Below are 26,104 nucleotides of genomic sequence, written 5' to 3' on the forward strand. Positions count from 1 at the left end.
TTTAGCTTTTTCTAATTTCGCTTGAATTAACGCTTTGAATTCAGCCAAATCAGCGTCTGAATATCTAATTTGCTCCTCTACCATAATTTCAATATTTTTTATAGTTATACGTCGATTAAAAGCCTTTCGACTTTTATTTTGAAATTAATATACTTGTTTTAATATCATCAAACTCAATTTCCGTACCATTTTCAAGGTTTTCAACAAAAATTAATGATTCGGTTAGTGTTTCTGACTTAATATACGATTCATTAGCTAAAACGGCTTCCTCAACTTGCGAATTTTTTTCCATTTTAACGGTAATCTTGTCCGTAACTTCAAAACCAGAATCTTTTCTGATATTTTGAATTCTATTGATTAATTCTCTCGCAATCCCTTCTTTTCTTAATTCATCGGAAATTGTAATGTCTAACGCTACTGTAATTCCGTTTGAATTGGCTACTAACCAACCTGGGATATCTTGCGATGAAATTTCAACATCATCTTGTGATAAAGTTATACTTTTTCCTGCAATATCCATAACTAGCTCACCATCACGCTCTAATTTGGCAATTTGTTCTTGTTCAAAATTTTGTATCTCTTTGGAAATCAATCCCATATCCTTGCCAAAACGTGGTCCTAATGTTTTAAAATTAGGCTTAATTTGCTTCACTAAAACACCCGAAGCATCGTCTAACAACTCCACTTCTTTCACGTTTACTTCGGCTTTAATTAGGTCAGAAACTGCCTCAATTTCAGCACGCTGATTGTCGTCAAGTACAGGAATCATAACCCTTTGCAACGGTTGACGCACTTTAATCATTTCCTTCTTACGAAGTGATAAAACTAATGAAGAAACCGTTTGAGCTTTCATCATTTTGCTTTCAAGTGATTTATCAACAAAGTTTTCAACCATTTTTGGAAACTCGGCCAAATGTACGCTTTCAAACGACTCAGAACCTGTAGCTTGTGTTAAATCTCTGTAAAGTTTGTCCATAAAGAACGGTGCAATTGGCGCCGAAAGCTTCGCAACCGTTACCAAACACGTATATAACGTTTGATAAGCCGCAATTTTATCTTGCGCATAATCACCTTTCCAGAATCTTCTTCTACACAAACGAACATACCAATTACTCAAGTTTTCTTGAACGAAATCAGAAATAGCACGAGCCGCTTTAGTTGGTTCGTAATCCGCATACGCTTCATCAACCAATTGAATTAACGTATGTAATTCCGATAAAATCCAACGGTCGATTTCTGGTCTTTCGTTTAATGGAACTTCCGCTTCATCATATTTAAAACCATCGATATTGGCATATAAAGCAAAGAACGAATACGTATTATAAAGTGTTCCGAAGAATTTTCTACGAACCTCAGCCACTCCTTCGATATCAAATTTTAAGTTATCCCAAGGATTTGCATTCGAAATCATGTACCAACGTGTAGCATCTGGACCGTATTCAGCCAAAGTGGTGAATGGATCAACAGCATTTCCTAAACGTTTCGACATTTTTTGTCCGTTTTTGTCCAAAACCAATCCGTTTGAAACTACGTTTTTGTATGCTATTTTGTCGAAAACTAAAGTTCCAATCGCATGTAATGTATAGAACCAACCACGAGTTTGGTCAACTCCTTCTGCGATGAAATCGGCTGGAAACGCTTTATTTTCATCGATTAATTCTTTATTTTCAAATGGATAATGCCATTGTGCATAAGGCATCGCACCTGAATCGAACCAAACGTCAATTAAATCCGTTTCGCGTTTCATTGGTTTTCCTGTTGGAGAAACTAAAACAATTCCGTCTACTACATTTTTGTGTAAATCCACTAAATCGTAGTTAGCTTCGCTCATGTCGCCAATTTTGAATCCTTTATATGGATTTTCTGTTTGGAAACCTGCTGCGATTGATTTCTCGATTTCGTTGTACAATTCTTCAACTGAACCTACTAACATTTCTTCGGTTCCGTCTTCGCTTCTCCAAATTGGCAAAGGGATTCCCCAATAACGTGAACGCGACAAGTTCCAATCGTTGGCATTTTTCAACCAATTTCCGAAACGACCTTCTCCTGTAGCTTTTGGTTTCCAGTTGATGGTTTCGTTTAAGTCGAACATTCTATCTTTGATTTCGGTTACTTTGATGAACCAAGAATCTAATGGATAGTATAAAATTGGTTTGTCAGTTCTCCAGCAATGTGGGTAACTGTGGACGTATTTTTCAACCTTAAAGGCTTTATTTTCTTCTTTTAATTGGATAGCGATTTCTACATCAGCTGAACGCTCTGGCGCTTCTCCGTCGTTGTAATATTCGTTTTTAACGTATTTTCCAGAATAATCACCTAAACCTTGAATAAATCTTCCTTGTAAGTCTACCAATGGTACTGGATTTCCATTTTCGTCTAAAACCAACATTGGTGGTACTTCTGGAGTTGCTTCTTTTGCAACTTTAGCATCATCAGCTCCGAATGTTGGTGCAGTATGAACAATACCAGTTCCATCTTCAGTAGTTACGAAATCACCTGAAATTACTCTAAACGCATTTTCTGGATTTTGATACGGTAACGCTAATGACAATAATTGTTCGTAACGAATTCCAACTAAATCAGCACCTTTTGCTTCGGCTAAAATTTGGTATGGAATCTTTTTATCTTCTGATTTGTAATTTGTAAAATCAGCATCTGATTCTGCTACAAAATACTTTCCTCCTAACTGTTTTCCAACTAAATTCTTAGCTAAAACTACATTTACTGCTTCAAAAGTATATTGATTAAACGTTTTCACTAAAACATAATCGATTTTTGGTCCAACGGTTAACGCTGTGTTTGATGGTAACGTCCATGGTGTTGTTGTCCAAGCTAAGAAATGAACCGTTCCAAAACCTTGTAAGAAACTTGGTAACGTTTCGTCTTTTGCTTTAAATTGCGCTACAATCGTTGTATCTGTAACATCACGATATGAACCTGGCTGATTCACTTCGTGTGAAGACAAACCTGTTCCCGCTTTTGGTGAATACGGCTGAATTGTGTAACCTTTGTATAGTAAATCTTTGTTGTAAATTTGTTTTAGCAACCACCAAACGGTTTCCATGTATTTGGATTTGTAGGTCACATACGGATCTTCCATATCTACCCAATACCCCATTTTTTCCGTAAGGTCATTCCAAACGTCGGTGTAACGCATAACCGTTCTTTTACACGCTTCGTTGTATTCGGTAACTGAAATCGTTTTACCGATGTCTTCTTTGGTGATGCCTAATTCTTTCTCAGTACCTAATTCTACAGGTAATCCGTGCGTATCCCAGCCAGCTTTACGCTTAACTTGGTAGCCTTTTTGAGTTTTATAACGACAAAAAATATCTTTAATCGCACGCGCCATTACGTGGTGAATTCCAGGCAAACCATTTGCAGATGGTGGCCCTTCAAAAAACACGTAAGGTGTAGCTCCTTCGCGAGAAGTTACCGATTGTTCAAAGACGTTATTTTTCTTCCAAAAATCAAGAACTTCTGATGCTACTGTTGGCAAGTCAAGTCCTTTGTATTCAGTAAATTTTGTACTCATTTTGTCGCTTTCTTAAATCAATTTGCGAAAGTAATGATTTAAAGGTAAAAGGCAAAAGGTAAAAGGCAAAAGTTAAGACTTAGGAAAAAACTTCTTTTAAAACTTCTAACGATTTTGGTTTTTTGAAGCCTTCGAGATGTAACATATAGAAATCTAGGAGGATTTTTAGCAAAATTTGACGTTCTATTCCAGCAAAAATTTTCTGATTGGAATCAAATTTTAATTCGATTAATCGTTTGAACAATTGCGTTTCATGGGCTGAAAGTGCATTCACGGATTGAAATGGCGTAAAGAAACCTTCTTTCACGTCGAAAAAGTCGAAATCTATTTCGGAAACATCGGGATAGAAACCTAAGAATTTGGTCATTTCCATCATCAAAATTAGATGAAAATTTGTAGCTTCTTCGTGTGTATCTAACCAAAGTAAAGCGGTTTCTAAAAAGGAAAAAAGGTTTTCATTTTTCTCTTCTTCGTGGATGCTGTGATGTAAAATTTCGGATAGAAATATTACGATAGTGCTTTTAACAATATCGGTATTTATGGTATGAAAACTGTGTGCTAATTTTATTTCTTTGAAATGTTCGAGTGTGCCTTTATTTTTATGATTGGCTTCGATTTCGATAATCGTTAAAGGTTGAAAATACGCAATTTTTTGATTCGCTTTTTTATTGGAATAAGCACTTTGTACAAAATAACTTTTTAAACCATCTGATTGTGTGAAACACTTAACAATCAAGCTTTTTTCTTGAAATTTTAGGGAAGAAAGAACAATGGCTTTAGTTTTGACTAGCATTGAATTACCTAATAATCATCACTTTTTTTACCGTAGAATCGGTTCCGTCTTCACTTGCCACAAAAACCATGTATACTCCTGAAGCCACTTTATATTTTCCAAAAGCGGTGGTATCCCATTCGATAGTACCTCCTGATGACGTAGTTTCGTAAACTAAATTACCTTCAATATCACTGATTTTTACATTGGCTTTATCGGTTAATCCACTAATTTTTACTGTTCCTGAAAAATTTGGTCGTACTGGGTTTGGATATACAAAAACATCTCCTAAACTGTCACTTGGCTTGGTTGAAATTCCTAAAAAAGATACAATTCCTTTATCTGTTACAAAAAACACTTCTCCTGAAACGCCATCAATTTCAATATCCACAACATTATTACTTGGTAAAGGCGAATTACTTTTATCAAAGCGATAAATGGTTTGCTGTCCGTTTGAAGAAACTAGAAAAACACCTCCATCGGCAATTGAAACCCATTTTCTATTAGCACCATCAACAGCGATATCTAAAATAGGTTGCTGATAAAAAAGTTCTTGCGCTAAATCGCCTTCTTGAATAATAATAGGAAAAACATCTAATTCTGTATCGGAAACAAATCGATCAACACTAGATAAGACACGCAAACCAGCCATAGTTCCTATCCATAATTGATTTCGGTTATCTATAGCCAAACAAGTTACAACAGCTGTAGGAATGTCGGCATTCTCTTGATTAATTACTATAAACTTGTTGTTATAATTTTCATTGAAAGCTACTACACCGTCATTGTAAGAAGGTATCCACTTGGTGTTATTTTTATCTATAGCCATTGCATTATATCTTCCTGTAGCTAAATTTGCTGTTACTCCAGATAAATTATAAGATTGCCATTGACCATTAGCTCTTAGTACTTTTATTGCTCTATTTACATAAGAATTTGTAACCCAAAGATTTCCTTCTCTGTCAAAAGCTGGACTATTGATACGAATATCTACATAAGTTGGATTCCCTGGCAATACTAAAGACTCTAAACCATTTGCACCTGTGTTTGTATTGTTGAGTAATTCAATTGTATTTCCAAACATTTTTAAGAGTCCAGAAAAATAAGATGTTACGTATACTTGATTTTGATTTGATGGATTTATTGCAATATCTGACAAAGATTTTGCGCCATTTAATTCACTGTAAGGAATAACACTCCAACCTTGATCTGAAGTAAAAGTACTAATACCTAACTCGTCGAGTGGATAAGGATTATATGATTGAGTATAATCACCGTGTACCACCCAAATTTTATTAGGAGATTTTTTTAATCTAAAAGATTTATTCTGAAGCGGTCCATTTGGAGACATTGCTGTAAAAATTGTTGGGTTTGCTAAATTCGTAGAAAACAACCCATCTTTCTCAGTTCCTACATATATGTTTCCACCTACAACAGAGGCCGCTGTAAAGCGTACAGTAAAATCGGGAATTTGAGTTATATGCGCTAAAACAGAAAATGATTGATTTAAAACATACACATTGTTTTGAGTAGTAACAATAAGCTCCGTTCCGTTTGTTTTTAATTTTAGTCCGACTTGATTGTGATTTAGAATTTCTTGCGGTATATTTCCATTAAAACGGTATGTTCTTGCATTTGCGTTTGTAGCAACTAATTGATTATTGAATGTTACGATTCCACTCCAAAAACCAGTGTCAAAAGTTTGCCATTGACTAAAATCAAATAGATTAGGATTACTTAAACTTGCTTTTCTAATTCCAAAATTTCGTGTAACTACATATATTTCATTATTAAAAACGGTAGTTTGTAATACTTCTGTTTCTTCTCCTGATGTACCAATGAAGTAAGTTGAAACAAATTCTAATGTAGCAATATCTATTACAGAAATTCCGTAATCTGCTGCAATGTACAAACGACCATTGAATTCGTAAAAATCATTGATTTTCTTTTTATTTGGTGGTACTGGCACTTCTTCAATTACATCTACTTTTGTAGTAACAGAGCCATCTGCATTTTGTATTAAAATTAAACCGTTATTATTTCCAACAAATGTTTTATTAAAAGCATCCGAATGATGTATTGTGGAAATAATATCGGGTTTTAAACCTGTTATTGAATTATAAATATTTAAATTAGAAGACGAAACTGCTTGAGAAAAAAGTGCGTTTTGAGTTGAGGCAAAAACAGCGTTGGAGCCTGATTCTACATCTACTATTTCATTGTATGAAAAATAACCTTTCCACAACTGATTATTCTGTTGTGCAAAAAAAGATTGAGAAATAATAAATAAAAAAATGTAAATCGCTTTTTTCATTGCAAGTATTTAATACAAATATACTACAAACGTATTAATTTTAATTTTGATATGTTTTACAAAAGAAAAAAGCTCTTTTAGTTTCCTAAAAGAGCTTTTAATATTATTTAAAGTCTGTTATTACACTACTCCTTGAGCTAACATTGCGTCAGCCACTTTAACGAAACCAGCAATATTGGCTCCTTTAACATAGTTTACATAACCATCTTCTTCTGTACCATATTTTTTACACTGACCATGAATACCAGTCATGATGTCTTTTAAACGAGCATCAACTTCTTCACTTGTCCAGTTTAAACGAATAGAGTTTTGTGTCATTTCTAAACCTGATGCTGCAACACCTCCTGCATTAGCTGCTTTACCTGGAGCAAATAAAACTTTTGCATCTAAGAATTGTTTAATTGCATCTAAAGTACATGGCATGTTTGCTGCTTCAGTTACACACATAACTCCATTAGCAATTAATTTTTTAGCATCTTCTTCGTTTAATTCATTTTGAGTTGCACAAGGAATAGCTACATCAACTTTAGCTTCCCACGGATTTTTTCCTTTATGGAAAACTGCACTTGGGAATTTTTCAGCAAAACTTTCTGCTCTGTTATTCCCACTAGCTCTCATTTCTAACATGAATTCGATTTTCTCTCCTGAAATTCCTTCAGCATCGTAAATATATCCATCAGGACCTGAGATTGTAACTAATTTTCCACCTAATTCGTTCACTTTTAAAGCCACACCCCAAGCAACGTTACCGAAACCTGAAATAGCAACTGTTTTTCCTGAAATAGATTGTCCAATAGTGCTTAACATTTGTTGTGTGAAATAAACCACACCATATCCAGTTGCTTCAGGACGAATTAAAGAACCTCCATAAGCTAAACCTTTTCCAGTTAAAACCCCTGTAAATTCATTTCTAATTCTTTTGTACTGACCAAACATATAGCCGATTTCTCTTGCTCCAACACCGATATCACCAGCAGGAACGTCTAAATCTGGACCAATATGACGACATAATTCTGTCATAAACGATTGGCAAAAACGCATAACTTCAGCATCTGATTTTCCTTGTGGGTCAAAATCAGAACCTCCTTTACCACCTCCCATAGGAAGCGTTGTTAAACTATTTTTGAAAACTTGTTCAAAAGCTAAAAATTTAAGTACTGATAAATTTACCGTTGGATGAAAACGAATTCCTCCTTTGTAAGGTCCGATAGCAGAATTCATCTGAATACGAAAACCTCTATTCACTTGAATTTCACCTTTATCATCAACCCACGGCACTCTAAAAATTACTGAACGCTCTGGCTCAGCCATTCTTAAAAGCACATTTTTTCCATCATACTTTTTGTCATTTGCAATAAAAGGCATTACCGTTTCAGCAAATTCTTTTACAGCTTGTAAAAATTCTGGTTCGTTTGGATTTTTGGCCTCAACAAGCGCCATAAAATCATTAATTTTTTGTTCCATTATACTATAAAACTTGTAGATAAACTAATTCGTTAATTATCTTTTGTCTTAAAATTACGAATTTCGTAAAAATTAAGTCGACAAATATACATTTTAAAAATTACTTGTTCTATTTTTAAGAAAAATTTATATCCATAAAAAAGATAATTTAATCTACAATCTTATTTTACATTTTTTTAAACAAGAAAAATACTCTTTTTTTTTTGAAGTGCAGTTTGTTTTTATATATTTGTCCGATAATGGAAAAATTTTAGCGATGACTAAAAAAATTAAATACCTACTAATGTTGCTTTTAGGAGCAAACTTTTCAATGATGGCACAGTTTGGCTTCTCTCATGAAGTTGGAGCTTTTGTTGGTGGAGTTGCTTTCCAATCTGATTTTGGTGTAAGACACGATTTTGAAACTAATGCTGGAAACACAGGTTTTGGTATTGGTTTAGTTCACTATATGAATTTTGCTTACCGTGCAGAATGTAACTGTTACACTCCTGAAACTTATTTTAACGACCACTTTAAAGTTCGTTCTGAGTTATCATACAACAGTACTCAATTACAACACTTTGGCAAATGGGTTGACAGAAACTCTCCTACTGCAGCTAAATTAAGAGCCATGAAAGGTGAGGCTAAGGTTACCGACATTGGTATGCAATTAGAATACTTCCCTTTAAGTATTAGAGAATTTACAGCTACTAATGGTGCTTGGGCTCCATTTTTAGGTTTAGGTGCTCATTATACTTTTTTCCAAAACGGAACTTATTCAGAATTAGGACCAATGGATACTCCAATATCAACACCAATCAAATACTACGGAGCTTGGTCTAAGGAAGGTGGAAGTACTTGGTCGGCAGTTGCAAGTGTTGGAACACGTTATAAATTAACAGAATTATCGGATTTATTTGCAGAAGTAAGATGGCAATATTACTTTTCAGATTGGGTTGACGGTTTAAATCCTGATCCTGAAGTTTGGACAGAAAATAAAGCAAACGACTGGAACTTATGGTTTCACGTAGGATACATTTATTATTTAGATTAATAAATTTTACAATATAAAAAAATCCCGATTCGTTTGAATCGGGATTTTTTGTTTTTAGTTATTTCTACTATTTAAAAGCTTGTTCTAAATCGGATAATAAATCTTCGATATCTTCAATTCCTACACTCAAACGAACTAAATCATCTGAAATACCTACTTCTTTTCTTTTATCTTCTGGGATAGAAGCGTGAGTCATTAAAGCTGGGTGATTCGCTAACGATTCCACTCCTCCTAATGACTCTGCTAAAGTGAAAACTTTTAAATTTTCTAAGAATTTAATTGCATCTTCTTTTTTGCCTGATTTGAAAGTGAAGGTAACCATTCCGCCAAAACCACTCATTTGCTTTTTAGCAATTTCATGAAATGGATGTGAAGCTAATCCTGGATAATACACTCTTTCCACTAAAGGATGATTGTCTAAATATGCTGCTACTTTTTCTCCATTTTCGCAATGACGTTGTACACGTAAATGCAACGTTTTAATTCCTCTCAAAACTAAGAAAGAATCCATTGGTCCTAATGTAGCTCCTGTTGCGAATTGTTTGAAATGTAATTCTTCACCTAATACTTTATCTTTAATAATCAAAGCTCCTGCAATAACATCGGAATGACCTCCTAAATATTTAGTAGCCGAATGCATTACAATATCAGCACCTAAATCTAATGGTTTTTGTAAATATGGTGTTGCGAAAGTATTATCAACAGCAAACAAAATATTATGTTTTTTTGTGATTTGAGCAATCGCAGCAATATCCGCCAATTTCATTAATGGATTTGTTGGTGTTTCCACCCAAACCAATTTCGTGTTTTCATTGATTAACGATTGGAATTTTTCCAAATCATTCATATCCACAAAATGAAATTTGATCCCACTATCTTTATATAATCTTGTGAACAATCTATAAGTTCCACCGTACAAATCGTCCATAGCGATGATTTCGTCACCTGCTTTAAACATACGTAACAAACAATCGGTTGCTGCTAATCCCGAAGAAAAAGCTAAACCTCTTGCTCCATTTTCGATACTTGCTAAAGCGTCTTCTAAAGCCGTTCTTGTTGGATTGGCTGCTCTACTATATTCGTAATCACCAATTGGTTTCCCTGGACTTGATTGTACATAAGTCGAAGTTTGAAATACCGGAGGCATTACGGCTCCCGTTACTTTTTCATGATGTTGACCACCATGTATCGTTTTTGTATTGAATTTCATTTTTAAAAAATTTTTACAAAGGTAAATAAAAGTTGGTTGATGCTACTTTTTAATCGACATCATTATTCCTAAATGAATGCCTTCGTGATAATTATTGAACTCCATCGCTTCTTTCCAAGTTCCTAAATGAAATCCGGTTTTGGTTTGATACGGATGATATTCTTTAAAAACTCCGGCTTCAAAATCAGCTTTCGTTTTTTCAACCATTTCTGATAGTAATTTCTTGATTTCATCAACTTCAGCTTGCGTAGTTTTACCATCTGGACGCGATCCATTTTGATATTTCTCAAAAAGCGAATCGGGAATATGCATTGGTAAACCTGATAAAGCGTAAACCAATTTCTGTTGCGAAACCACAACGTGTCCCAAATTCCAAATCAAATTATTACTCATTCCTGCCGGAATTGTATTGAGTTGTTCTAATGAATAATTATCAAAAAACTTCAAATAAATATTTCTGCTGGTTTCCCAAATTCTAAAAGTTGCGTCCATGTCTAATTTTTTTATAAAATTACTGATTTTTAGAATTCAAAAGACTGTATTTTTGCATCAGAAATTGAAAAACATCAAAATGAACAAAATATACTATTTGGCTTCGTGTGATACGTGCCGAAAAATCATCAAATCGTTACCCAATTCAGATAAATTAACGTTTATCGATATTCGTCAAAATCCAATTTCGGAAAGCGATTTAGAAGAAATGTATCAACTTTCAGGAAGTTACGAAGCACTTTTCAGCAAAAAAGCGCAATTGTATAAATCATTAGGTTTAAAAGATAAAAATCTAACGGAAGCTGATTTTAAAAAATACCTTTTAGAACATTACACGTTTTTGAGTCGCCCAGTTTTTATTATCGATGGGAAGATTTACATTGGAAATAGTCCAAAAAACATTCACGAAGTAATTACTGTTTTAAGCTAATGTCAAAAAGAAGTTGGGCATTAGTTGCCGCTACCTTAGTTTCGATCATTTACGGCGTAACTTTCACGATTGCCAAAGACGTAATGCCAAAATATGTTGACGCTTTCGGATTTATCGTAATGCGTGTTGGTGGTTCGGTTTTGTTATTTTGGTTGATTTCCTTTTTTGGTCCAAAAGAAAAAATTGCTAAAGAAGATTTTCCTCGAATTATTGCCGCTGCGTTCTTCGGAGTAGCTTTTAACATGTTGACTTTTTTCAAAGGATTGAGTTATACTTCGCCGATTATGGGAGCCGTTTTAATGGTTACCACACCGATGATTGTCCTCGTTTTGTCAGCATTCATCATGAAAGAACGTATGGAAAATCGAAAAGTTTTAGGAATCATCTTGGGCTTAGCCGGAACGATAACGTTGATTTTGTACGGAAAATCATTGGTAAACGCTACAAACGCATCTTTAGGAAATTTATTGGTTTTTGTAAATGCCGTTTCTTATGGATTTTACCTTATCATCGTAAAGAAATTAATGGATAAATACAACGCCTTTACTTTTGTGAAATGGATTTACACTTTTGGTTTTTTGATGGTGTTACCTTTTGGTTGGGGAGAATTTCAAGCCGTAGATTTTGCTAATTTACCAACAGATATTATCTGGAAAATTGGTTTTGTAGTCGTGTTTTCAACTTTCTTAACCTATTTGCTGAATTTAGTTTCTATGCGCGAATTAAAACCAACAACTGTAGCGGTTTTCATTTATTTACAACCCCTTTTTGCCACTATTTTCGCCGTAAGTCTAGGTAAAGACGATTTGAGTTTAGTAAAATTAATTTCAGCTGTGTTGATATTTGTTGGGGTTTATTTGGTAACGCAAAAAAAGTAGGCAGTCTCAGTTGACAGTCACAGTGTAGTACTGAAAACTGCGACTGCGACTGAAAACTTTTTATTATCTTTGAAGACATTTTTATAAGTATGATACACTCCATGACGGGTTTTGGGAAAGCATCTTTGCAATTACCAACCAAAAAAATTACCGTAGAAATCAAATCGCTAAACAGTAAAGGTTTAGACTTAAATACGCGAATGCCATCGGTTTTTCGTGAAATGGAATTGGGTTTACGCAATCAAATTTCGCAACGTTTAGAGCGCGGAAAGGTTGATTTTTCGCTTTATGTTGAAGTAACTGGCGAAGAAACAACTTCAAAAATTAATGTGCCGATTGTGAAAGGTTACATTAACCAAATGAAAGCCGTAATTCCAAATGCAGATGAAACGGAATTAATGAAAATGGCTGTTCGTATGCCCGATGCATTAAAAACGGAGCGCGACGAAATCGATGAAAACGAATGGAAACAAATCCAAACCGTGATTGATGAAGCGTTGGAAAACATCGCTAACTTTAGAAAAGATGAAGGTGCTTCATTGGAAAAAGAATTCCAATTGCGTATTGCCAACATCAATAATTTAATGAACGAAGCCGTTTCTTACGATGCTGAACGCGTGGAAACAGTAAAAACACGTTTAAGAACTGCTTTAGATGAATTAAAAGTCAATGTTGACGAAAATCGATTTGAACAAGAATTGATTTTTTATCTAGAAAAATATGACATTACCGAGGAAAAAGTACGTTTGGGTAACCATTTGAACTATTTCCTAGAAACCTTAAACGGAACAGAAGCCAACGGAAGAAAATTAGGTTTCATTACCCAAGAAATGGGAAGAGAGATCAACACCATGGGTTCAAAATCGAATCATACCGAAATGCAAAAATTGGTGGTGATGATGAAAGATGAATTGGAAAAGATTAAGGAACAAGTATTGAACGTATTGTAATCGGATTGAAATGGGGATTATTTTATTGTTTTATTTTATTGTCCTTTTTGTAATTATAGGATTATCCATTTTGCAAATTTTCAAATTAAGAAAAGAAATCAATTTTAATAAAACAATATTTTACAGCATTTTAGTATCAATACTTTTTTTATTTATTACCAATTTAAGATATGCAAATTCAAAGGAAGTTTATGCTTTCGAACCTTTTTTTCTGATTCCATTTATCACAATAGTTATTCCTTTTGGTTTGGGAGCTATTCTAAATGTTTTTAAAAAAGAAAAATTAAAAATTATTTCTAATTCATTAATAATTAGTATTTTAATTTCAATTATAGTAATGATAATTTTTAATGAATATTTAGATGTAATAGAAAGGTTTAACTTGAAAATTTATTATTAAACACACAACAAAATGACCAAAGGAAAATTATTAGTATTCTCTGCGCCTTCAGGTTCAGGAAAAACCACTATAGTAAGACATTTATTAGCCCAACCCGATTTGAATTTAGAATTTTCGATTTCGTGTACCACGCGTGCGCCTCGTGGCGAAGAAGTAGATGGAAAAGATTATTATTTCATCTCTTGGGACGAATTCAAAAAACATATTAAAGCGGAAGATTTCGTAGAATGGGAAGAAGTGTATACGGATAATTTCTACGGCACTTTAAAAACAGAAGTAGAACGCATCTGGGCTTTAGGAAAGCACGTAATTTTTGATATTGATGTAGCTGGTGGATTGCGTATTAAAAGCAAATTTCCAAACGAAACCTTAGCCGTTTTCGTAAAACCACCAAGCGTTGACGAATTAAAACGTCGCCTAAAACAACGTTCTACCGAAAGTGAAGACAAAATCAACATGCGTATCGCAAAAGCATCAGTAGAATTAGCAACTGCACCACAATTTGACACCATCATCAAAAATTATGATTTAGATGTGGCAAAAGAAGATGCATATCAGTTAGTGAAAAAATTCATCAACACGAATTCCACGAATTAGCACAAATTTTGTGAGATTTAATTATTTTGAATTCGTGATAATTAGTGAAATTAGTGTTTGAAAATGAAAATAGGTCTTTATTTCGGAACTTTTAATCCCATTCACATTGGGCATTTAATTATTGCCAATCACATGGCAGAGCATTCTGATTTGGATCAAATTTGGATGGTGGTTACCCCGCACAATCCGCACAAGCAGAAAAGTTCGTTGTTAGATGATTACCATCGTTTGCATATGGTACATTTGGCAACCGAAGATTACCCAAAAATCCAACCTTCGGACATTGAATTCAAGTTACCTCAACCGAATTATACTGTAAATACTTTAGCGCATTTACAAGAAAAATTCCCTAAAAACGAATTTTCATTAATCATGGGCGAAGACAATTTGAACTCGCTCCACAAGTGGAAAAACTACGAAGTCATTTTGCAAAACCACGATATTTATGTCTATCCAAGATTAAATTCTGGTGAAATTGACGAGCAATTCATAAATCATCCAAAAATTCATCGAGTAGGCGCTCCTGTAATTGAATTGTCTTCTACCTTTATTCGCGAAAGCATTAAGAACGGTAAAAATGTAGTACCGATGCTACCGAATAAAGTTTGGGAATACGTGGAACATAATTTGTTTTATAAGAAGTAAAAGGTTTTAAAAATTTTTGTATTTTTGAATAAACAATTGAAAACATGAGTGTTGCAACTAAAAAATCAGAATTATTAAAATGGTTATCTTCTGTAGAAGATGAAACCACAATTAATCAATTGGATAATTTTAGAAAACAACATAAAACATTTAATTTCAAGAAGGAATTAGAAACTGCCATCACTGCTGAAGAATTAAAAAAACGAACAACTTCTTTTCTTAAATCTTTAGAATAGAAGAAATAAAAGTTTTCTACAAACCCGAAGTAGAACATTTTTTAAACGAATTAATTTATATTCTTTACAAAGAAAATTACTTTTCTTATTTGGAAAATGCCATTGATTACAAAGATAAAATCATTAATTTTATTGAAGAAAATATTGCAGATTTTCCATATAAGAATACGCCCTTACCCCTTTATTCATTGGGTTCAAAATATATGTTCTATAATAGCAATTCAAGAACAACTTGGTATGTCTTTTTCGAAAATGAAGAGCATCAATATTTGATAACTTGCATTACAAACAACCACACCGAAATTGCTAAATTTTTAAAGCCTTAACATTCCTTTACCATTCGTTCCCAATCCCATTGCTTAACTTTGCATTCTTAAAAATAAAATGTTATGCTAAACTTCGAATTATACAATCCGGTAAATTATGTCTTTGGAAAAGGACAAATTGCGAAACTAACTGATTTAGTACCTTCAAATACTAAGATTCTGCTTGCTTATGGTGGCGGAAGTATCTTCAAAAATGGTGTTTACGACCAAGTAAAAGCGGCTTTACCAAATTACGATATTGTGGAATTTGGTGGTATCGAACCGAATCCTCGTTTTGAAACTTTAATGAAAGCGGTTGAAATTATTCGTGCTGAAAAAATTGGTTTCATCTTAGCTGTTGGTGGCGGAAGCGTAATTGATGGTGTGAAATTTATTTCGGCAGCCGTAAATTTTGAAGGTGACGAATCGGATATTTTGAAAAAACGAATTTTATTCAAAGATGTTGCAACAGTAGTTCCTTTTGGAACGGTTTTAACTTTACCAGCAACAGGTTCTGAGATGAATTCAGGTGCTGTGGTTACGATTGAAGCTACACAAGAAAAATTAACTTTAGGCGGAAGCGCATTATTTCCAGTATTTTCAATTGTAGATCCAACAGTAATTACTTCGTTACCAAAAAGACAATTGCAAAATGGCGTTGTGGATGCGTTCACACACGTTATGGAGCAATATTTGACGTATACACACGATGCTTTACTACAAGACCGAATTTCAGAAAGTATTTTACAAACGCTAATTGAAATTGGTCCAGATGTAGTAGAAAATCCAAATGATTATAAATTGGCTTCCAACTTTGTTTGGAGTGCTACCATGGCGTTGAATGGCTTGATTCAAAAAGGAGTTCCATCGGATTGGGCTACGCACATGATTGGTCATGAATTAACGGCTTTATACGAAATTGATCATGCGAGAACATTGGCAATCATTGGTCCAAACTTATACCGCGTAATGTTCGACACGAAAAAAGAAAAATTAGCGCAATACGGAGAACGCGTTTGGAATATTCAAGGCAATACAACTGAAGAAATTGCAGAAAAAGCGATTGAAAAAACAGTTGAATTCTTCCACAAAATGGGCATGAAAACCAAAATTTCGGAAAACGCAGAAAATATCGAAAAAACTGCTGATTTTATAGTAAATCGTTTCGAAGAAAGAGGTTGGAAATCCATGGGTGAAAAGCAAAACATCACTTTAGAAAAAGTGAGAGCAATTGTGGAAATGAGTTATTAAAAAATACGTATTTATCATAATAAAGGTGCGGAGTTTTTCTTCGTGCCTTTGTATTAAAAAGAGTTTCGCAAACGTTTTTTGTAAATCCTTTTTAAATGCCTATTTTTGATGTTCTAAATTAAATCGTAAAATGGAAAAAAAGCCAAAATTTGCCGTCATTGGAGGAGGAAGTTGGGCTACAGCAATTGCGAAAATGCTTTGTGAAAATCAAGACGAAATTGCTTGGTACATGCGAAGTACTTATGCTATTGAGCATTTAAAACATCAAAAACACAATCCAAACTATTTGAGTTCGGTTGCGTTTGACACCAATAAATTAAAACTTACCAACGATATCAACGAAGCGGTTGCTTATGCTGATTATGTTATTTTTGTAGTTCCATCAGCTTTTTTAAGCAAAGAATTGGAAAGTTTGACTGAAAGTTTGGAAGGAAAAATCATTTTTTCAGCCATTAAAGGAATTGTTCCAGAGTCAAGTTTGATTGTAGGCGAACATTTTCATACTAAATACGATATTCCATTTGAAAATATTGGGGTTATCACGGGTCCTTGTCATGCAGAAGAAGTGGCGATGGAGCGTTTATCGTACTTAACCATTGCTTGTAGTGATAGAAAAAAAGCAAAATATGTAGCTCAAAATCTGAGTTCACATTACATCAAAGCGAAAACTTCAGACGATATCATTGGAACTGAATATGCAGCTGTACTTAAAAACATTTATGCTATTGCAGCAGGAATTGCACATGGTTTAGGCTATGGCGATAACTTTCAGGCGGTTTTGATGAGTAATGGCATTCGCGAAATGAAGAAATTCATTCGTAAAGTGCATAAAATGAAGCGAAATATTAATAATTCTGCTTATTTGGGCGATTTATTGGTAACTGGATATTCTGTTTTTTCTCGTAATAGAATGTTCGGAAACATGATTGGAAAAGGCTACACCGTAAAATCAGCACAAATGGAAATGAGCATGGTAGCTGAAGGATATTACGCTGTAAAAAGTGCCTACAAATTAAACAAAGAATACGGAGCAGATACTCCAATTATTGATGCCGTTTACGAGATTTTATACGAAAACAAAGATGCTAAAACCGTTTTTAAAAAATTAACAGATAAATTAAACTAATCCATGCTATCATTAAAAACGGGTTCTATCGATCATTTAATTGATCATCCTGGAATTATTACGGCTTTTACCATTACCATCATTGCTATGTTGGTTTTAGATTTAGGTGTTTTAAACAAAAAAGGTCACGTGATTTCCAATCGTGAAGCAGCTATTTGGTCCGTAATTTGGATTTCTTTAGCCATGGGATTCAGCGGTATTATTTATCACTACATGGGAGCCGAAAAATTCATGCAATTTCAAGGCGCCTATTGGATTGAAAAAGCACTTTCGGTAGATAATTTATTTGTCTTTATTTTAGTTTTTGGATATTTCAACGTCGCTAAAGAAGCCCAACACAAAGTGTTATTTTGGGGTGTAATTGGTGCTTTGGTTTTTAGAGCGATATTCATTTTTGCGGGAGTTTGGTTGTTGAATTACACCTATTTACCAGAAATGGAGCTTTTTGGTCAGATGGTAGAAATCAATTATTTGCTTACCCTTTTCGGAATTATTTTGATTGTTGCCGGAATTAAATCGGCATTAAGTCAGGAAGAAGATGAAGGAAGTAAAGATTTTAGCAAAAGTGCTGGTTCTAAATTTGTACACAAGTTTTTTAAAGTAAGTCCGAATTTTGACGGCGATAAATTTTTCACCATTCAAAACGGAATCAAAATGGCAACGCCTTTATTTGTAGTGGTTGCAATCGTTGAATTTACCGACTTATTATTCGCGATTGATAGTATTCCAGCAATTTTTGCTATTGCTCCAGATGATCCGTTTATTTTATACACGTCGAATATTTTTGCAATTTTAGGATTGCGTTCGTTGTATTTTCTTTTAGCGAACTTTATGTACATGTTCAGTAAATTGAAATACGGATTAGGATTTATCTTAGCTTTTATCGGAACTAAAATGATTATAGCGCCGTTTTACCACGTTCCAACTAGTTTGTCGTTGTGTGTTGTTGGTGGAGCTTTAATCTTGTCTGTAATCGCTTCGTTGTTGTTTCCTGATAAGGATTAAAACTATTCAAAATATACTTCCGGATTATCCGTAATTTTTAACTTCAAAATATAGTCTTTGAATTTATCTTTTTTGGATGTATCCCAATTTTTAATTGTGTTATCATTCAATTCTTTTAGAACGATTTTTTCCAGATAGGATTTTTCGGTTCCAGCTTTATAGCCTGTTTCGAAGTCTTTTAGATTTTCTAAATTATTTATCCAATACTGAAAGAAGCCGTTTTCGGTAGAAGTTACAACCTGTTTTAAAACGATATAACTCTTTTTTGTTGGTAATTCTTCTTTTTTAAACGATTCGTAAAGTTCTTGAGAAACTTTTTTAACCATTGCTTCATTTTTAGTTACCAAAAGTAAATCGCAATAAGCATAAAGTGTTTTTACCGTTCGATCTCCCTTATCGTACTTTGCTTTTAAGCCAGAAGTTCTAAAATCTGGGTTTTTGGCTTTCTTCCCTTCGTTGATTAGGTGTTCGGTTTCGACATTTACACCACTATGATGCAAGAATTTTTTATTCGCATCAAAATATAAAAGCACTGGAACACTGTCAAAATGAAGATTTGCTTCGGAAATAAATACATTGTCATCTTCTGCTAAAGAACCATTGGTGTTCATAGCATAATTAATGAAATTTTTATTGTAGTAATTACCAACTAAAGAATCGCTTTTAAGTAAATCTCCTAAACGTTTACAAACCGGACAATCGGAATTGTAATATTCGATGAAAACAATCTTATTTTGCTCTTTTGCTTTTTTAAAAGCTTCCTTTAACGAAGGTTCAAAAACAACTTGAGCCGAAATAGTGTTCGATAAAATTAAAAATACAATATAAAAAAGCGCTCTTTTCATGTTCCATTTATTTACAATTGTAAAATTAAAACTAAAAAGAGCGCTAAGTTGTTAATCAATTGTTATTTCATCTACAAAAATAAACGCATCACCACCAGCGCCTTGATGCCATTCTGGTAATTTTCCGAAGTTTTTAGCGATAACTTTTACGTAACGTGCTTTCTTTCCTTTGGTTTCGTTTGATGTGAAATTTAGAATTGTATTTTCTTCTAATTTTGGATCTAACGTATTGTTTACCGAACCGAAAAACGTAAAATTCACATTGTCTTCCGAAATATAATAATCAACTTTTGTTGGCATTAAAATCCAAGAACGAGAATCTTGTAAAAAGCGAGCTGAAATTTCTTTAACGGTTTTCACTTCTTTTAAATCCACCACCGCTTCAAAATCCTGACTTTGGTAACCTTGCCAATCGCCTTTTCTCCAGTTCTCCGTACCTAAAATACCATCTAACAATCCTTCTGGACCACCTGCATGATATTGTGGATTGTAGATTGATTTGATGTTGATGCTATAATTGTTTGGTTTTTTGAAGAAGGATGCGGAAATGGTATCGCTAAAAATATTTTTTCGATGTATATCTTGTTTGACAAAAGCATAAATTTTAGAACTTTCATTTATTTCAAAAGGTTTTGTGTATTTAACAAATATTTTCTTTGCCAAATAATCGTCTTTATCATTAATCATGAAATAAATTTCATTATTTGAATTTTGAGATTTCAATTCAATTTTCAAATTGTCTCTAAATGCTTTACTATCCGCTTGAATTATAGGAACAGGAATAATATCCATATAGTTTTTTGGAAATCTCAAGTAATAACTATCAAAACCAAAAGTAGAATAATCTACAATTCTTAATTTCTTATTAATTACATCATCGTTTAAATTTTCTAGTTTCACTTTTATTTCATCAAAAAAAGGTTCGATTACAGTCCAACTAAAGTTAGGATTTCCAGGTGTTACCGAATAAATCCCCATCGAACTCAATACATACCAAGCACTCATTTGACCGCAATCTTCGTTTCCAATTAAACCATCGGGTGTGTTGGTATAAAAATTATCTAAAATATACTTTACTTTTTCATTCGTTTTCTCTGGTTTTCCCACATAATTGTACAAATACGCCATGTGATGACTTGGCTCGTTTCCGTGAGCATATTGTCCTATTAATCCGGTAACATCGACTTGTTCTCTACCTGTAGTTTTGCTTTCGCTGTTGAACATTTCGTCTAACTTGGCTTCGAATTTTTCCTTTCCGCCATAAGCTGCAATCATGCCTTCAATATCTTGTGGTACGAAAAACGAATATTGCCATGAATTGCCTTCGGTAAAATTATTGTTGACTTCTCTAGGGTCAAAAGGTTTGTCCCAACCTCCATTTTTCTTTGGACGCATAAAGCCAGTTTCCCAATCGAAAATGTTTTTCCAGTTTTGAGAACGTTTCATGAAATATTGGTAATCTTCTTGCTTGTTTAAAATTTGTGCCATTTGTGCAATACACCAATCATCATAAGCATATTCTAAGGTTTTGGAAACGCTTTCGTGTTCGTCATCTATCGAAATGAAGCCGTTTTTCTTGTACGCATCCAAACCTAAAACATCACGCATAGCAGAAGCTTTACTAGCTTCAAAAGCCTTTTCGTAATCAAAACCTTTTATTCCTTTTACCATCGCATCTGCAATTACTGAAACCGAATGATAGCCAATCATACAATCGGTTTCATTGGAAGCTAATTCCCAAACGGGTAATCTGCCGCCTTGTTCGTATTGCTTGATGAAAGTATTGATGTAATCGGCAGTTCGTTTTTTATCAATCAAAGTATACAACGGATGCGCACCTCTAAACGTGTCCCAAAGCGAGAACACCGTGTAATAATCAAATCCTTCGGCAACATGAATTTGGTTATCTCTACCACGATATTTCCCATCTAAATCTTGTGCAATATTGGGTTGCATCATCGTGTGATATAAAGCGGTGTAGAAAATCGCTAGCTTATCTTTATCATCAGAAGTGACTTCAATTTTTGATAATTCTTTGTTCCAAAGTGCGATAGCGTCTTTATGTACTTTATTGAAATCCCAATGTTTGATTTCGGAACTGTTTAATTTCGCACCTTCGTAACTCGTTGGAGAAAGCGACACTTTTACAAGAATTTTTTCACCTTTTTTGACTTGTTTTGAGAAGCTTAATGCCAATGTTTGTATATCTAAATCATTTGAGTTTTTAATTCCTTTTGAATTCATCATTGGAACATTAAATTCAATCCTTGCATAAACATATTGATCTCGTGCCCAAGCTTCACTTCTCCTTAAAACTTCAATAGTTTTATTATCTATTATGTTTACTTTTCCTTCCAACAGTTTATCTCGGTGTCTTAAATCTAAAATAATATTCGCTTGTCCAGCTTTATTAAACGTATATTCATGAAAACCAACACGGGTTGAAGTGGTTAAACGCACATCGATATTGTGTTTGTCTAATTTCACAGCGTAAAATCCAGCAGAAGCTTTTTCATTGGTATGCGAAAAAGTAGAAGAGTACACTTTATTATCAAACGAAGGTTCTCCCATAGTCGGCATCAACATGATATCGCCATAATCGGAAACACCGGTTCCATTCAAATGCGTGTGCGAAAATCCGTAAATCAAATTATCCGAATAATGATAACCGCCACAGCCATCCCAACTGCCATCGATTCTAGTGTCAGGAGAAAGTTGCACCATCCCATAAGGCACGGTTGCGCCAGGAAAAGTATGTCCGTGACCGCCTGTTCCAATAAATGGGTTAACGTGTTTAGCGTAATCTTGCGCTTGGGAAATAGTAGTAGTTAAAAAAGCTAAAGCAATAAAAAATGGTTTCATGTTGTGTTGTTGAAAAAATTTCTTAAAGGTAAAAATATTTTCTAATTGTTGTAAGAATAAAGGTGTTTTTGAGTTTTTACCACATAGAAACATAGGTTTTTCTTATTTTGTTTTTTGGCGTTACACTTTTTTGAGGTAACAATAGGATTGTGTTGATTTTAAACATATAAGTCATATAAGAAAGTTTAAGGAGTTCTTTGTATATATGAGTTCATATAAGTTTTCTTATGCTGACTATGTAAAATGAAATACCTCAACTTTTATAAAGTTAATCTATGTTTCTATGTGGTGAAAACAAAAAACCACGAAAACAGAAATCAATTCATGTATTCATGGTTTCACTATTATAATTTGCGAAAATCTAATTCGCAAAAACGCCTCTTTTATTGATGATAGGTAAATCGGCAGTGGCTTTTTCGTTGATGGTATTTACTCGGAACACGAAGGTTTTATCGTATAATTGTCCGTCTGCGAAATAGGATAACATGAATTCGTTATTCAATTGTAAAACGTTATTTTCTAACAATTCAACTTTAACGGCAGTTCTTGGTTCTACTTTGGCAAACGCGTGACGGAATGTTCCCGTTCTACGCTCTTCGCCATTGATTAAACCATAAGCGCGTGAAACTACCATAGCCATTTCCAACAAATTATCGGTATCGTTTACTAAGTAAGCGTACCAAGAATTCTCCATAAAATCGTCGTTCCATTCTTGAAAAGCTACAATGTGAACGCCTTCTACTTTTGGGATGATAATGTCTTTTTTCATATTTTGAAGAATCCTGACAGGTTCCGAAAACTTATCAGGATTTTAAATTATATACTCGATTTGAATTGCTCTAAGAAACGAACGTCATTTTCGTAAAACATACGGATATCGCCAATTTGATACAACAACATCGCAATACGTTCTACTCCCATTCCGAAAGCAAAACCGGTGTGTTCGTCTGGATTGATGCCGCAGTTTTTCAATACGTTTGGATCTACCATTCCACAACCACCAATTTCTAACCAACCGGTTCCTTTTGTAATTCTGTAATCGGTTTCAGTTTTTAAGCCCCAATAAATATCGATTTCAGCACTTGGTTCTGTAAATGGGAAATATGACGGACGTAAACGAATTTTCGATTTTCCGAACATTTCTTTGGTGAAATACAACAAGGTTTGTTTTAAATCGGCAAACGAAACGTCTTTGTCAATATACAAACCTTCCACTTGATGGAAAATACAGTGCGAACGCGAAGAAACAGCCTCATTACGGAAAACTCTTCCCGGAGAAATCGTACGAATTGGCGGTTTGTTGTTTTCCATATAACGCACTTGCACTGATGAAGTGTGCGTTCTTAACAAAACATCAGGATTGGTTTGAATGAAAAACGTATCCTGCATATCTCTTGCCGGATGATATTCTGGTAAATTTAATGCGGTAAAATTGTGCCAATCATCTTCGATTTCTGGACCTTCGGACACATTGAAACCAATGGTTGAAAAAATATCAATCATTTGGTTTTTTACAATTGAAATTGGGTGGCGCGAACCAATGTTCATCGCTTCTCCTGGACGTGTAGTATCGCCGTAAATTCCTTTTGCTTCTTCTTTATTTTCTAAAGCGTCTTGAATGGATTTCACCTTTTCTTCTGCCGAAGTTTTCAATTCGTTTATTACTTGTCCAAATTCTTTCTTTTGTTCATTTGGAACATTTTTGAATTCGGCAAAAAAGTCTTTCAACAAGCCTTTACTTCCTAAATACTTGATTCGGAAGGCTTCTAATTGTTCTTTATTATCGGTTTGAAAAGCTTTTACTTCTTCAATATGGGCTTTAATCGTTTCTGTCATCGCTCGTTTTGTAAAATGCAAATTTATGGATTTTTTTTGAGAGACAAGTCAATGACTTGTCTGTACTGTAAATTAATTAGTCAATTAATTCTTTTTCTAAAAAGTAGCTTACAATTGCTTCTTTCATTAGTACCGCTTGTTCGCCTGCTTTTAGTGGTGGCAATTCTTCTTTTACTTTGTAATGCGGCCAGCCATCGTTGTCGAAATATTCAAATTCGTAGTAACCGTAAGGCTCTAACAATCGACAAATGGCGATGTGCATTAGGTTTACTTTCTCATCTTTTTTGAATGTAGCATGAATTTTCCCTAATTCTTGCACTCCAATTAAATAGATAATTCCTTCTAAATCAAGGTCTTCTCCTCCTGAAAATTTTTCTGATAATATGTTGACAACGCTTTCCCAACGCTGTTTTAATTGTTCGTCTCTAGACATGTTTTATAGATGAAAGAAAAAAGAGAAAAGAAAAAAGACTATTCCCAACTTTCTATATTAGATTTGCAAAGATAATCGATGGTTTTGTTTTTTACGCAATCTATTGTCTTTGTTCTTGATTCTTTCATCTATTTTCTTTCAAATGAGTTTTATTGATATTGTTTTTGCGGTTTTATTGGGTTTTGCGGTTTATAAAGGGTTGAAAAATGGGCTTTTTGTAGAAGTTTCTTCGTTTGTAGCTTTGATTTTAGGGATTTATTTAGCGATTAAATTTTCAAATTTAGTAGGCGCTATTTTTACTGGATTTGTACCAAGTTGGAATCCAAAATACATTGAAATAACCGCTTTTATCATTACATTTTTATTGGTTGTAATTGGAATTCATTTAAGCGCAAAAATTCTGACCAAATTAGCGGATTTTGCTTTTTTAGGTTGGATTAACAAATTAGCTGGTGTAATTTTTAGCTTGTTGAAAACGATTTTAGCGTTGAGTGTTGTGCTTTTTATTTTTGAGAAAGTCAACATCAACAACATGCTACTTTCTAAAGAAACGCAAGAGAATTCCATTTTTTATAATCCAATTCAGAATATTTCAAAAGCGATTTATCCTACGATTGAGGGTTGGTATGAAGAGTTGAAGAAAGAAGTCGAAAAAGAAAAAAACTAATTTTTATCCTTCACTTCTCTAATCGATTCTTTGTCAATCCACGCTTTGGTTTTGTCGGTTAGTTCTACTTGTTTCCAGTTGCCTAATTCTTCTAAAACGAAGACTTTTGTTCCTTCGTGAAGTGTTACAACATCTTCAGAACTATTTTTTGGTTCCGCTTTTAAAGTCGTTGATTCTGCAAAAACGATGGCTGGATTGTAATTCGTATCAAATTTCTTTTGTAAAAAAGCGGAGAAAACGGTTACTCCAATTCCTATTAAAAACAACAAAAACAAACTGAAAAAAGTGCGTTTTAGAAACACGGTATTTCCAAAATAATAGCCTAAAAACGAAAGTAAACTTAGGAAAGCAACAAAAACCGCAATCCAAGCCCAAGTATCATAATGAAATGTACTTGTGAACTCTTTCACCATTTTCTTAAAACCAACTTCTGGAAGGATTTTAATGTCGTCTATTGCTGTTTTTTGTGCAAATGACAGATTAGTTTGTATGGCTTCGTCATCTGGGTTTAAAAGCAATGCTTTTTCGTAATTGTAAATCGATGGCGCTACTTTTCCAAGTTTGTAATAACAATTCGCAATATTAAAATACAAATCAGCCGATTCGTTCCCTTTGTTTACAATACTTTCGAAAGATTGCAACGCTTGTTCGTAATCGCCTTTGTTATACAAATCGTTTGCTTTTTTAAAGGTAGCGTCGATGGATTCACTTGCTAAGGCGAATTGAAATGTGAGTATGAAAAGGAGAATGTATTTTTTCATAATTTTTTTGTTAAAACAACCTTATATCTTGATTAATCATTTTTGAGATGCTGAAAC

Annotated in this window: 24 protein-coding genes and 1 pseudogene; 12 read left to right on the forward strand and 13 right to left on the reverse strand. The window is 33.9% G+C overall.

What is annotated here, in order from left to right; translation table 11 throughout:
• The 5 genes and pseudogenes from L6Q46_RS02745 to gdhA form a co-directional block, all read right to left on the reverse strand.
• A pseudogene (locus tag L6Q46_RS02745) lies at nt 1-84 on the reverse strand (TraR/DksA family transcriptional regulator); the annotation flags it as partial.
• Between the two features lie 49 nt (nt 85-133).
• Complete coding sequence (gene ileS / locus L6Q46_RS02750) at nt 134-3,535, reverse strand: isoleucine--tRNA ligase (RefSeq protein WP_291283008.1); 3,402 nt, start codon at nt 3,533-3,535, stop codon at nt 134-136.
• 79 nt (nt 3,536-3,614) lie between these two features.
• A complete protein-coding gene (recO, locus tag L6Q46_RS02755) occupies nt 3,615-4,328 on the reverse strand; it encodes a DNA repair protein RecO (protein WP_291283009.1) in 714 nt (237 codons plus the stop codon).
• 4 nt (nt 4,329-4,332) lie between these two features.
• Entirely contained in the window at nt 4,333-6,621 is a 2,289-nt protein-coding gene (locus tag L6Q46_RS02760) for a two-component regulator propeller domain-containing protein (protein ID WP_291283010.1), read from the reverse strand.
• Between the two features lie 120 nt (nt 6,622-6,741).
• Nucleotides 6,742-8,085: an NADP-specific glutamate dehydrogenase gene (gdhA, locus tag L6Q46_RS02765; protein ID WP_111566600.1), complete on the reverse strand. Its 1,344-nt coding sequence runs from the start codon at nt 8,083-8,085 to the stop codon at nt 6,742-6,744.
• A 256-nt stretch (nt 8,086-8,341) separates the two neighbouring features.
• Between gdhA and L6Q46_RS02770 the strand changes: the two genes are divergently transcribed.
• Entirely contained in the window at nt 8,342-9,118 is a 777-nt protein-coding gene (locus L6Q46_RS02770) for a glutamate dehydrogenase (protein WP_291283011.1), read from the forward strand.
• A gap of 67 nt (nt 9,119-9,185) precedes the next feature.
• Here L6Q46_RS02770 and L6Q46_RS02775 read toward each other — a convergent pair whose 3' ends face one another.
• The gene (locus L6Q46_RS02775; protein ID WP_291283012.1) at nt 9,186-10,328 is read right to left on the reverse strand and encodes a cystathionine gamma-synthase; all 1,143 of its coding nucleotides are present in this window, start codon (nt 10,326-10,328) and stop codon (nt 9,186-9,188) included.
• 42 nt (nt 10,329-10,370) lie between these two features.
• A complete protein-coding gene (locus L6Q46_RS02780; protein ID WP_291283013.1) occupies nt 10,371-10,820 on the reverse strand; it encodes a DinB family protein in 450 nt (149 codons plus the stop codon).
• Nucleotides 10,821-10,899: 79 nt separating this feature from the next.
• Here L6Q46_RS02780 and L6Q46_RS02785 point away from each other — a divergent pair, with 79 nt between their 5' ends.
• The 10 genes from L6Q46_RS02785 to L6Q46_RS02830 all read left to right on the forward strand — a co-directional run bounded on the left by L6Q46_RS02785 (nt 10,900) and on the right by L6Q46_RS02830 (nt 18,643).
• Nucleotides 10,900-11,250 (forward strand): ArsC/Spx/MgsR family protein, encoded by a 351-nt coding sequence (locus L6Q46_RS02785; RefSeq protein ID WP_026725142.1) that lies wholly within the window; start codon nt 10,900-10,902, stop codon nt 11,248-11,250.
• Nucleotides 11,250-12,128, forward strand: a complete 879-nt coding sequence (locus tag L6Q46_RS02790; protein ID WP_291283014.1) for a DMT family transporter — start codon at nt 11,250-11,252, stop codon at nt 12,126-12,128. Before L6Q46_RS02785 ends, L6Q46_RS02790 begins: the two co-directional genes overlap by 1 nt.
• A gap of 89 nt (nt 12,129-12,217) precedes the next feature.
• A complete protein-coding gene (locus L6Q46_RS02795; protein ID WP_291283015.1) occupies nt 12,218-13,078 on the forward strand; it encodes a YicC/YloC family endoribonuclease in 861 nt (286 codons plus the stop codon).
• A 10-nt stretch (nt 13,079-13,088) separates the two neighbouring features.
• Complete coding sequence (locus tag L6Q46_RS02800) at nt 13,089-13,478, forward strand: hypothetical protein (protein WP_291283016.1); 390 nt, start codon at nt 13,089-13,091, stop codon at nt 13,476-13,478.
• Between the two features lie 12 nt (nt 13,479-13,490).
• A complete protein-coding gene (gene gmk / locus L6Q46_RS02805) occupies nt 13,491-14,075 on the forward strand; it encodes a guanylate kinase (RefSeq protein WP_291283017.1) in 585 nt (194 codons plus the stop codon).
• A gap of 63 nt (nt 14,076-14,138) precedes the next feature.
• Nucleotides 14,139-14,720 (forward strand): nicotinate (nicotinamide) nucleotide adenylyltransferase, encoded by a 582-nt coding sequence (gene nadD, locus L6Q46_RS02810; protein WP_291283018.1) that lies wholly within the window; start codon nt 14,139-14,141, stop codon nt 14,718-14,720.
• Nucleotides 14,721-14,764: 44 nt separating this feature from the next.
• Nucleotides 14,765-14,956, forward strand: a complete 192-nt coding sequence (locus tag L6Q46_RS02815) for a hypothetical protein (protein ID WP_291283019.1) — start codon at nt 14,765-14,767, stop codon at nt 14,954-14,956.
• 389 nt (nt 14,957-15,345) lie between these two features.
• Nucleotides 15,346-16,512 carry an iron-containing alcohol dehydrogenase gene (locus L6Q46_RS02820; RefSeq protein ID WP_291283020.1) on the forward strand — a complete coding sequence of 389 codons (1,167 nt, stop codon included), beginning with the start codon at nt 15,346-15,348 and terminating at the stop codon, nt 16,510-16,512.
• Nucleotides 16,513-16,642: 130 nt separating this feature from the next.
• On the forward strand, nt 16,643-17,638 hold the full coding sequence (locus tag L6Q46_RS02825) for an NAD(P)H-dependent glycerol-3-phosphate dehydrogenase (protein WP_291283021.1): 996 nt from the start codon (nt 16,643-16,645) through the stop codon (nt 17,636-17,638).
• A gap of 27 nt (nt 17,639-17,665) precedes the next feature.
• On the forward strand, nt 17,666-18,643 hold the full coding sequence (locus L6Q46_RS02830) for a TerC/Alx family metal homeostasis membrane protein (RefSeq protein ID WP_291264124.1): 978 nt from the start codon (nt 17,666-17,668) through the stop codon (nt 18,641-18,643).
• 2 nt (nt 18,644-18,645) lie between these two features.
• Here the strand turns inward: L6Q46_RS02830 and L6Q46_RS02835 are convergent, their stop codons facing one another.
• The 5 genes from L6Q46_RS02835 to L6Q46_RS02855 all read right to left on the reverse strand — a co-directional run bounded on the left by L6Q46_RS02835 (nt 18,646) and on the right by L6Q46_RS02855 (nt 24,619).
• The gene (locus L6Q46_RS02835) at nt 18,646-19,488 is read right to left on the reverse strand and encodes a thioredoxin family protein (protein WP_291283022.1); all 843 of its coding nucleotides are present in this window, start codon (nt 19,486-19,488) and stop codon (nt 18,646-18,648) included.
• A gap of 51 nt (nt 19,489-19,539) precedes the next feature.
• Nucleotides 19,540-22,350 (reverse strand): GH92 family glycosyl hydrolase, encoded by a 2,811-nt coding sequence (locus L6Q46_RS02840; protein WP_291283023.1) that lies wholly within the window; start codon nt 22,348-22,350, stop codon nt 19,540-19,542.
• A gap of 361 nt (nt 22,351-22,711) precedes the next feature.
• Entirely contained in the window at nt 22,712-23,119 is a 408-nt protein-coding gene (locus tag L6Q46_RS02845; RefSeq protein ID WP_291283024.1) for a hypothetical protein, read from the reverse strand.
• Nucleotides 23,120-23,166: 47 nt separating this feature from the next.
• Nucleotides 23,167-24,186 (reverse strand): phenylalanine--tRNA ligase subunit alpha, encoded by a 1,020-nt coding sequence (gene pheS, locus L6Q46_RS02850; protein ID WP_166235522.1) that lies wholly within the window; start codon nt 24,184-24,186, stop codon nt 23,167-23,169.
• Nucleotides 24,187-24,262: 76 nt separating this feature from the next.
• The gene (locus L6Q46_RS02855) at nt 24,263-24,619 is read right to left on the reverse strand and encodes a hypothetical protein (RefSeq protein WP_111566585.1); all 357 of its coding nucleotides are present in this window, start codon (nt 24,617-24,619) and stop codon (nt 24,263-24,265) included.
• Between the two features lie 142 nt (nt 24,620-24,761).
• On the opposite strand from L6Q46_RS02855, the gene L6Q46_RS02860 reads away from it, so the two are divergent.
• Nucleotides 24,762-25,286, forward strand: a complete 525-nt coding sequence (locus L6Q46_RS02860) for a CvpA family protein (protein ID WP_291283025.1) — start codon at nt 24,762-24,764, stop codon at nt 25,284-25,286.
• On the opposite strand, the gene L6Q46_RS02865 is transcribed toward L6Q46_RS02860, so the two are convergent.
• Nucleotides 25,283-26,047, reverse strand: coding sequence for a tetratricopeptide repeat protein (locus tag L6Q46_RS02865; RefSeq protein ID WP_291283026.1), 765 nt, complete (start codon nt 26,045-26,047; stop codon nt 25,283-25,285). The two genes, L6Q46_RS02860 and L6Q46_RS02865, sit on opposite strands and share 4 nt — an antisense overlap.
• Nucleotides 26,048-26,104: the final 57 nt, after the last annotated feature.

Source organism: Flavobacterium sp., from assembly GCF_023151265.1.
In the GTDB taxonomy this organism is placed as follows: Bacteria; Bacteroidota; Bacteroidia; order Flavobacteriales; family Flavobacteriaceae; genus Flavobacterium.

Coding starts and splice junctions, on each gene's coding strand:
- ileS (WP_291283008.1), bottom strand. CDS start 3,535: ATGAGTACAAAATTTACTGAATACAAAGGACTTGACTTGCCAACAGTA.
- recO (WP_291283009.1), bottom strand. CDS start 4,328: ATGCTAGTCAAAACTAAAGCCATTGTTCTTTCTTCCCTAAAATTTCAA.
- L6Q46_RS02760 (WP_291283010.1), bottom strand. CDS start 6,621: ATGAAAAAAGCGATTTACATTTTTTTATTTATTATTTCTCAATCTTTT.
- gdhA (WP_111566600.1), bottom strand. CDS start 8,085: ATGGAACAAAAAATTAATGATTTTATGGCGCTTGTTGAGGCCAAAAAT.
- L6Q46_RS02770 (WP_291283011.1), top strand. CDS start 8,342: ATGACTAAAAAAATTAAATACCTACTAATGTTGCTTTTAGGAGCAAAC.
- L6Q46_RS02775 (WP_291283012.1), bottom strand. CDS start 10,328: ATGAAATTCAATACAAAAACGATACATGGTGGTCAACATCATGAAAAA.
- L6Q46_RS02780 (WP_291283013.1), bottom strand. CDS start 10,820: ATGGACGCAACTTTTAGAATTTGGGAAACCAGCAGAAATATTTATTTG.
- L6Q46_RS02785 (WP_026725142.1), top strand. CDS start 10,900: ATGAACAAAATATACTATTTGGCTTCGTGTGATACGTGCCGAAAAATC.
- L6Q46_RS02790 (WP_291283014.1), top strand. CDS start 11,250: ATGTCAAAAAGAAGTTGGGCATTAGTTGCCGCTACCTTAGTTTCGATC.
- L6Q46_RS02795 (WP_291283015.1), top strand. CDS start 12,218: ATGATACACTCCATGACGGGTTTTGGGAAAGCATCTTTGCAATTACCA.
- L6Q46_RS02800 (WP_291283016.1), top strand. CDS start 13,089: ATGGGGATTATTTTATTGTTTTATTTTATTGTCCTTTTTGTAATTATA.
- gmk (WP_291283017.1), top strand. CDS start 13,491: ATGACCAAAGGAAAATTATTAGTATTCTCTGCGCCTTCAGGTTCAGGA.
- nadD (WP_291283018.1), top strand. CDS start 14,139: ATGAAAATAGGTCTTTATTTCGGAACTTTTAATCCCATTCACATTGGG.
- L6Q46_RS02815 (WP_291283019.1), top strand. CDS start 14,765: ATGAGTGTTGCAACTAAAAAATCAGAATTATTAAAATGGTTATCTTCT.
- L6Q46_RS02820 (WP_291283020.1), top strand. CDS start 15,346: ATGCTAAACTTCGAATTATACAATCCGGTAAATTATGTCTTTGGAAAA.
- L6Q46_RS02825 (WP_291283021.1), top strand. CDS start 16,643: ATGGAAAAAAAGCCAAAATTTGCCGTCATTGGAGGAGGAAGTTGGGCT.
- L6Q46_RS02835 (WP_291283022.1), bottom strand. CDS start 19,488: ATGAAAAGAGCGCTTTTTTATATTGTATTTTTAATTTTATCGAACACT.
- L6Q46_RS02840 (WP_291283023.1), bottom strand. CDS start 22,350: ATGAAACCATTTTTTATTGCTTTAGCTTTTTTAACTACTACTATTTCC.
- L6Q46_RS02845 (WP_291283024.1), bottom strand. CDS start 23,119: ATGAAAAAAGACATTATCATCCCAAAAGTAGAAGGCGTTCACATTGTA.
- pheS (WP_166235522.1), bottom strand. CDS start 24,186: ATGACAGAAACGATTAAAGCCCATATTGAAGAAGTAAAAGCTTTTCAA.
- L6Q46_RS02855 (WP_111566585.1), bottom strand. CDS start 24,619: ATGTCTAGAGACGAACAATTAAAACAGCGTTGGGAAAGCGTTGTCAAC.
- L6Q46_RS02860 (WP_291283025.1), top strand. CDS start 24,762: ATGAGTTTTATTGATATTGTTTTTGCGGTTTTATTGGGTTTTGCGGTT.
- L6Q46_RS02865 (WP_291283026.1), bottom strand. CDS start 26,047: ATGAAAAAATACATTCTCCTTTTCATACTCACATTTCAATTCGCCTTA.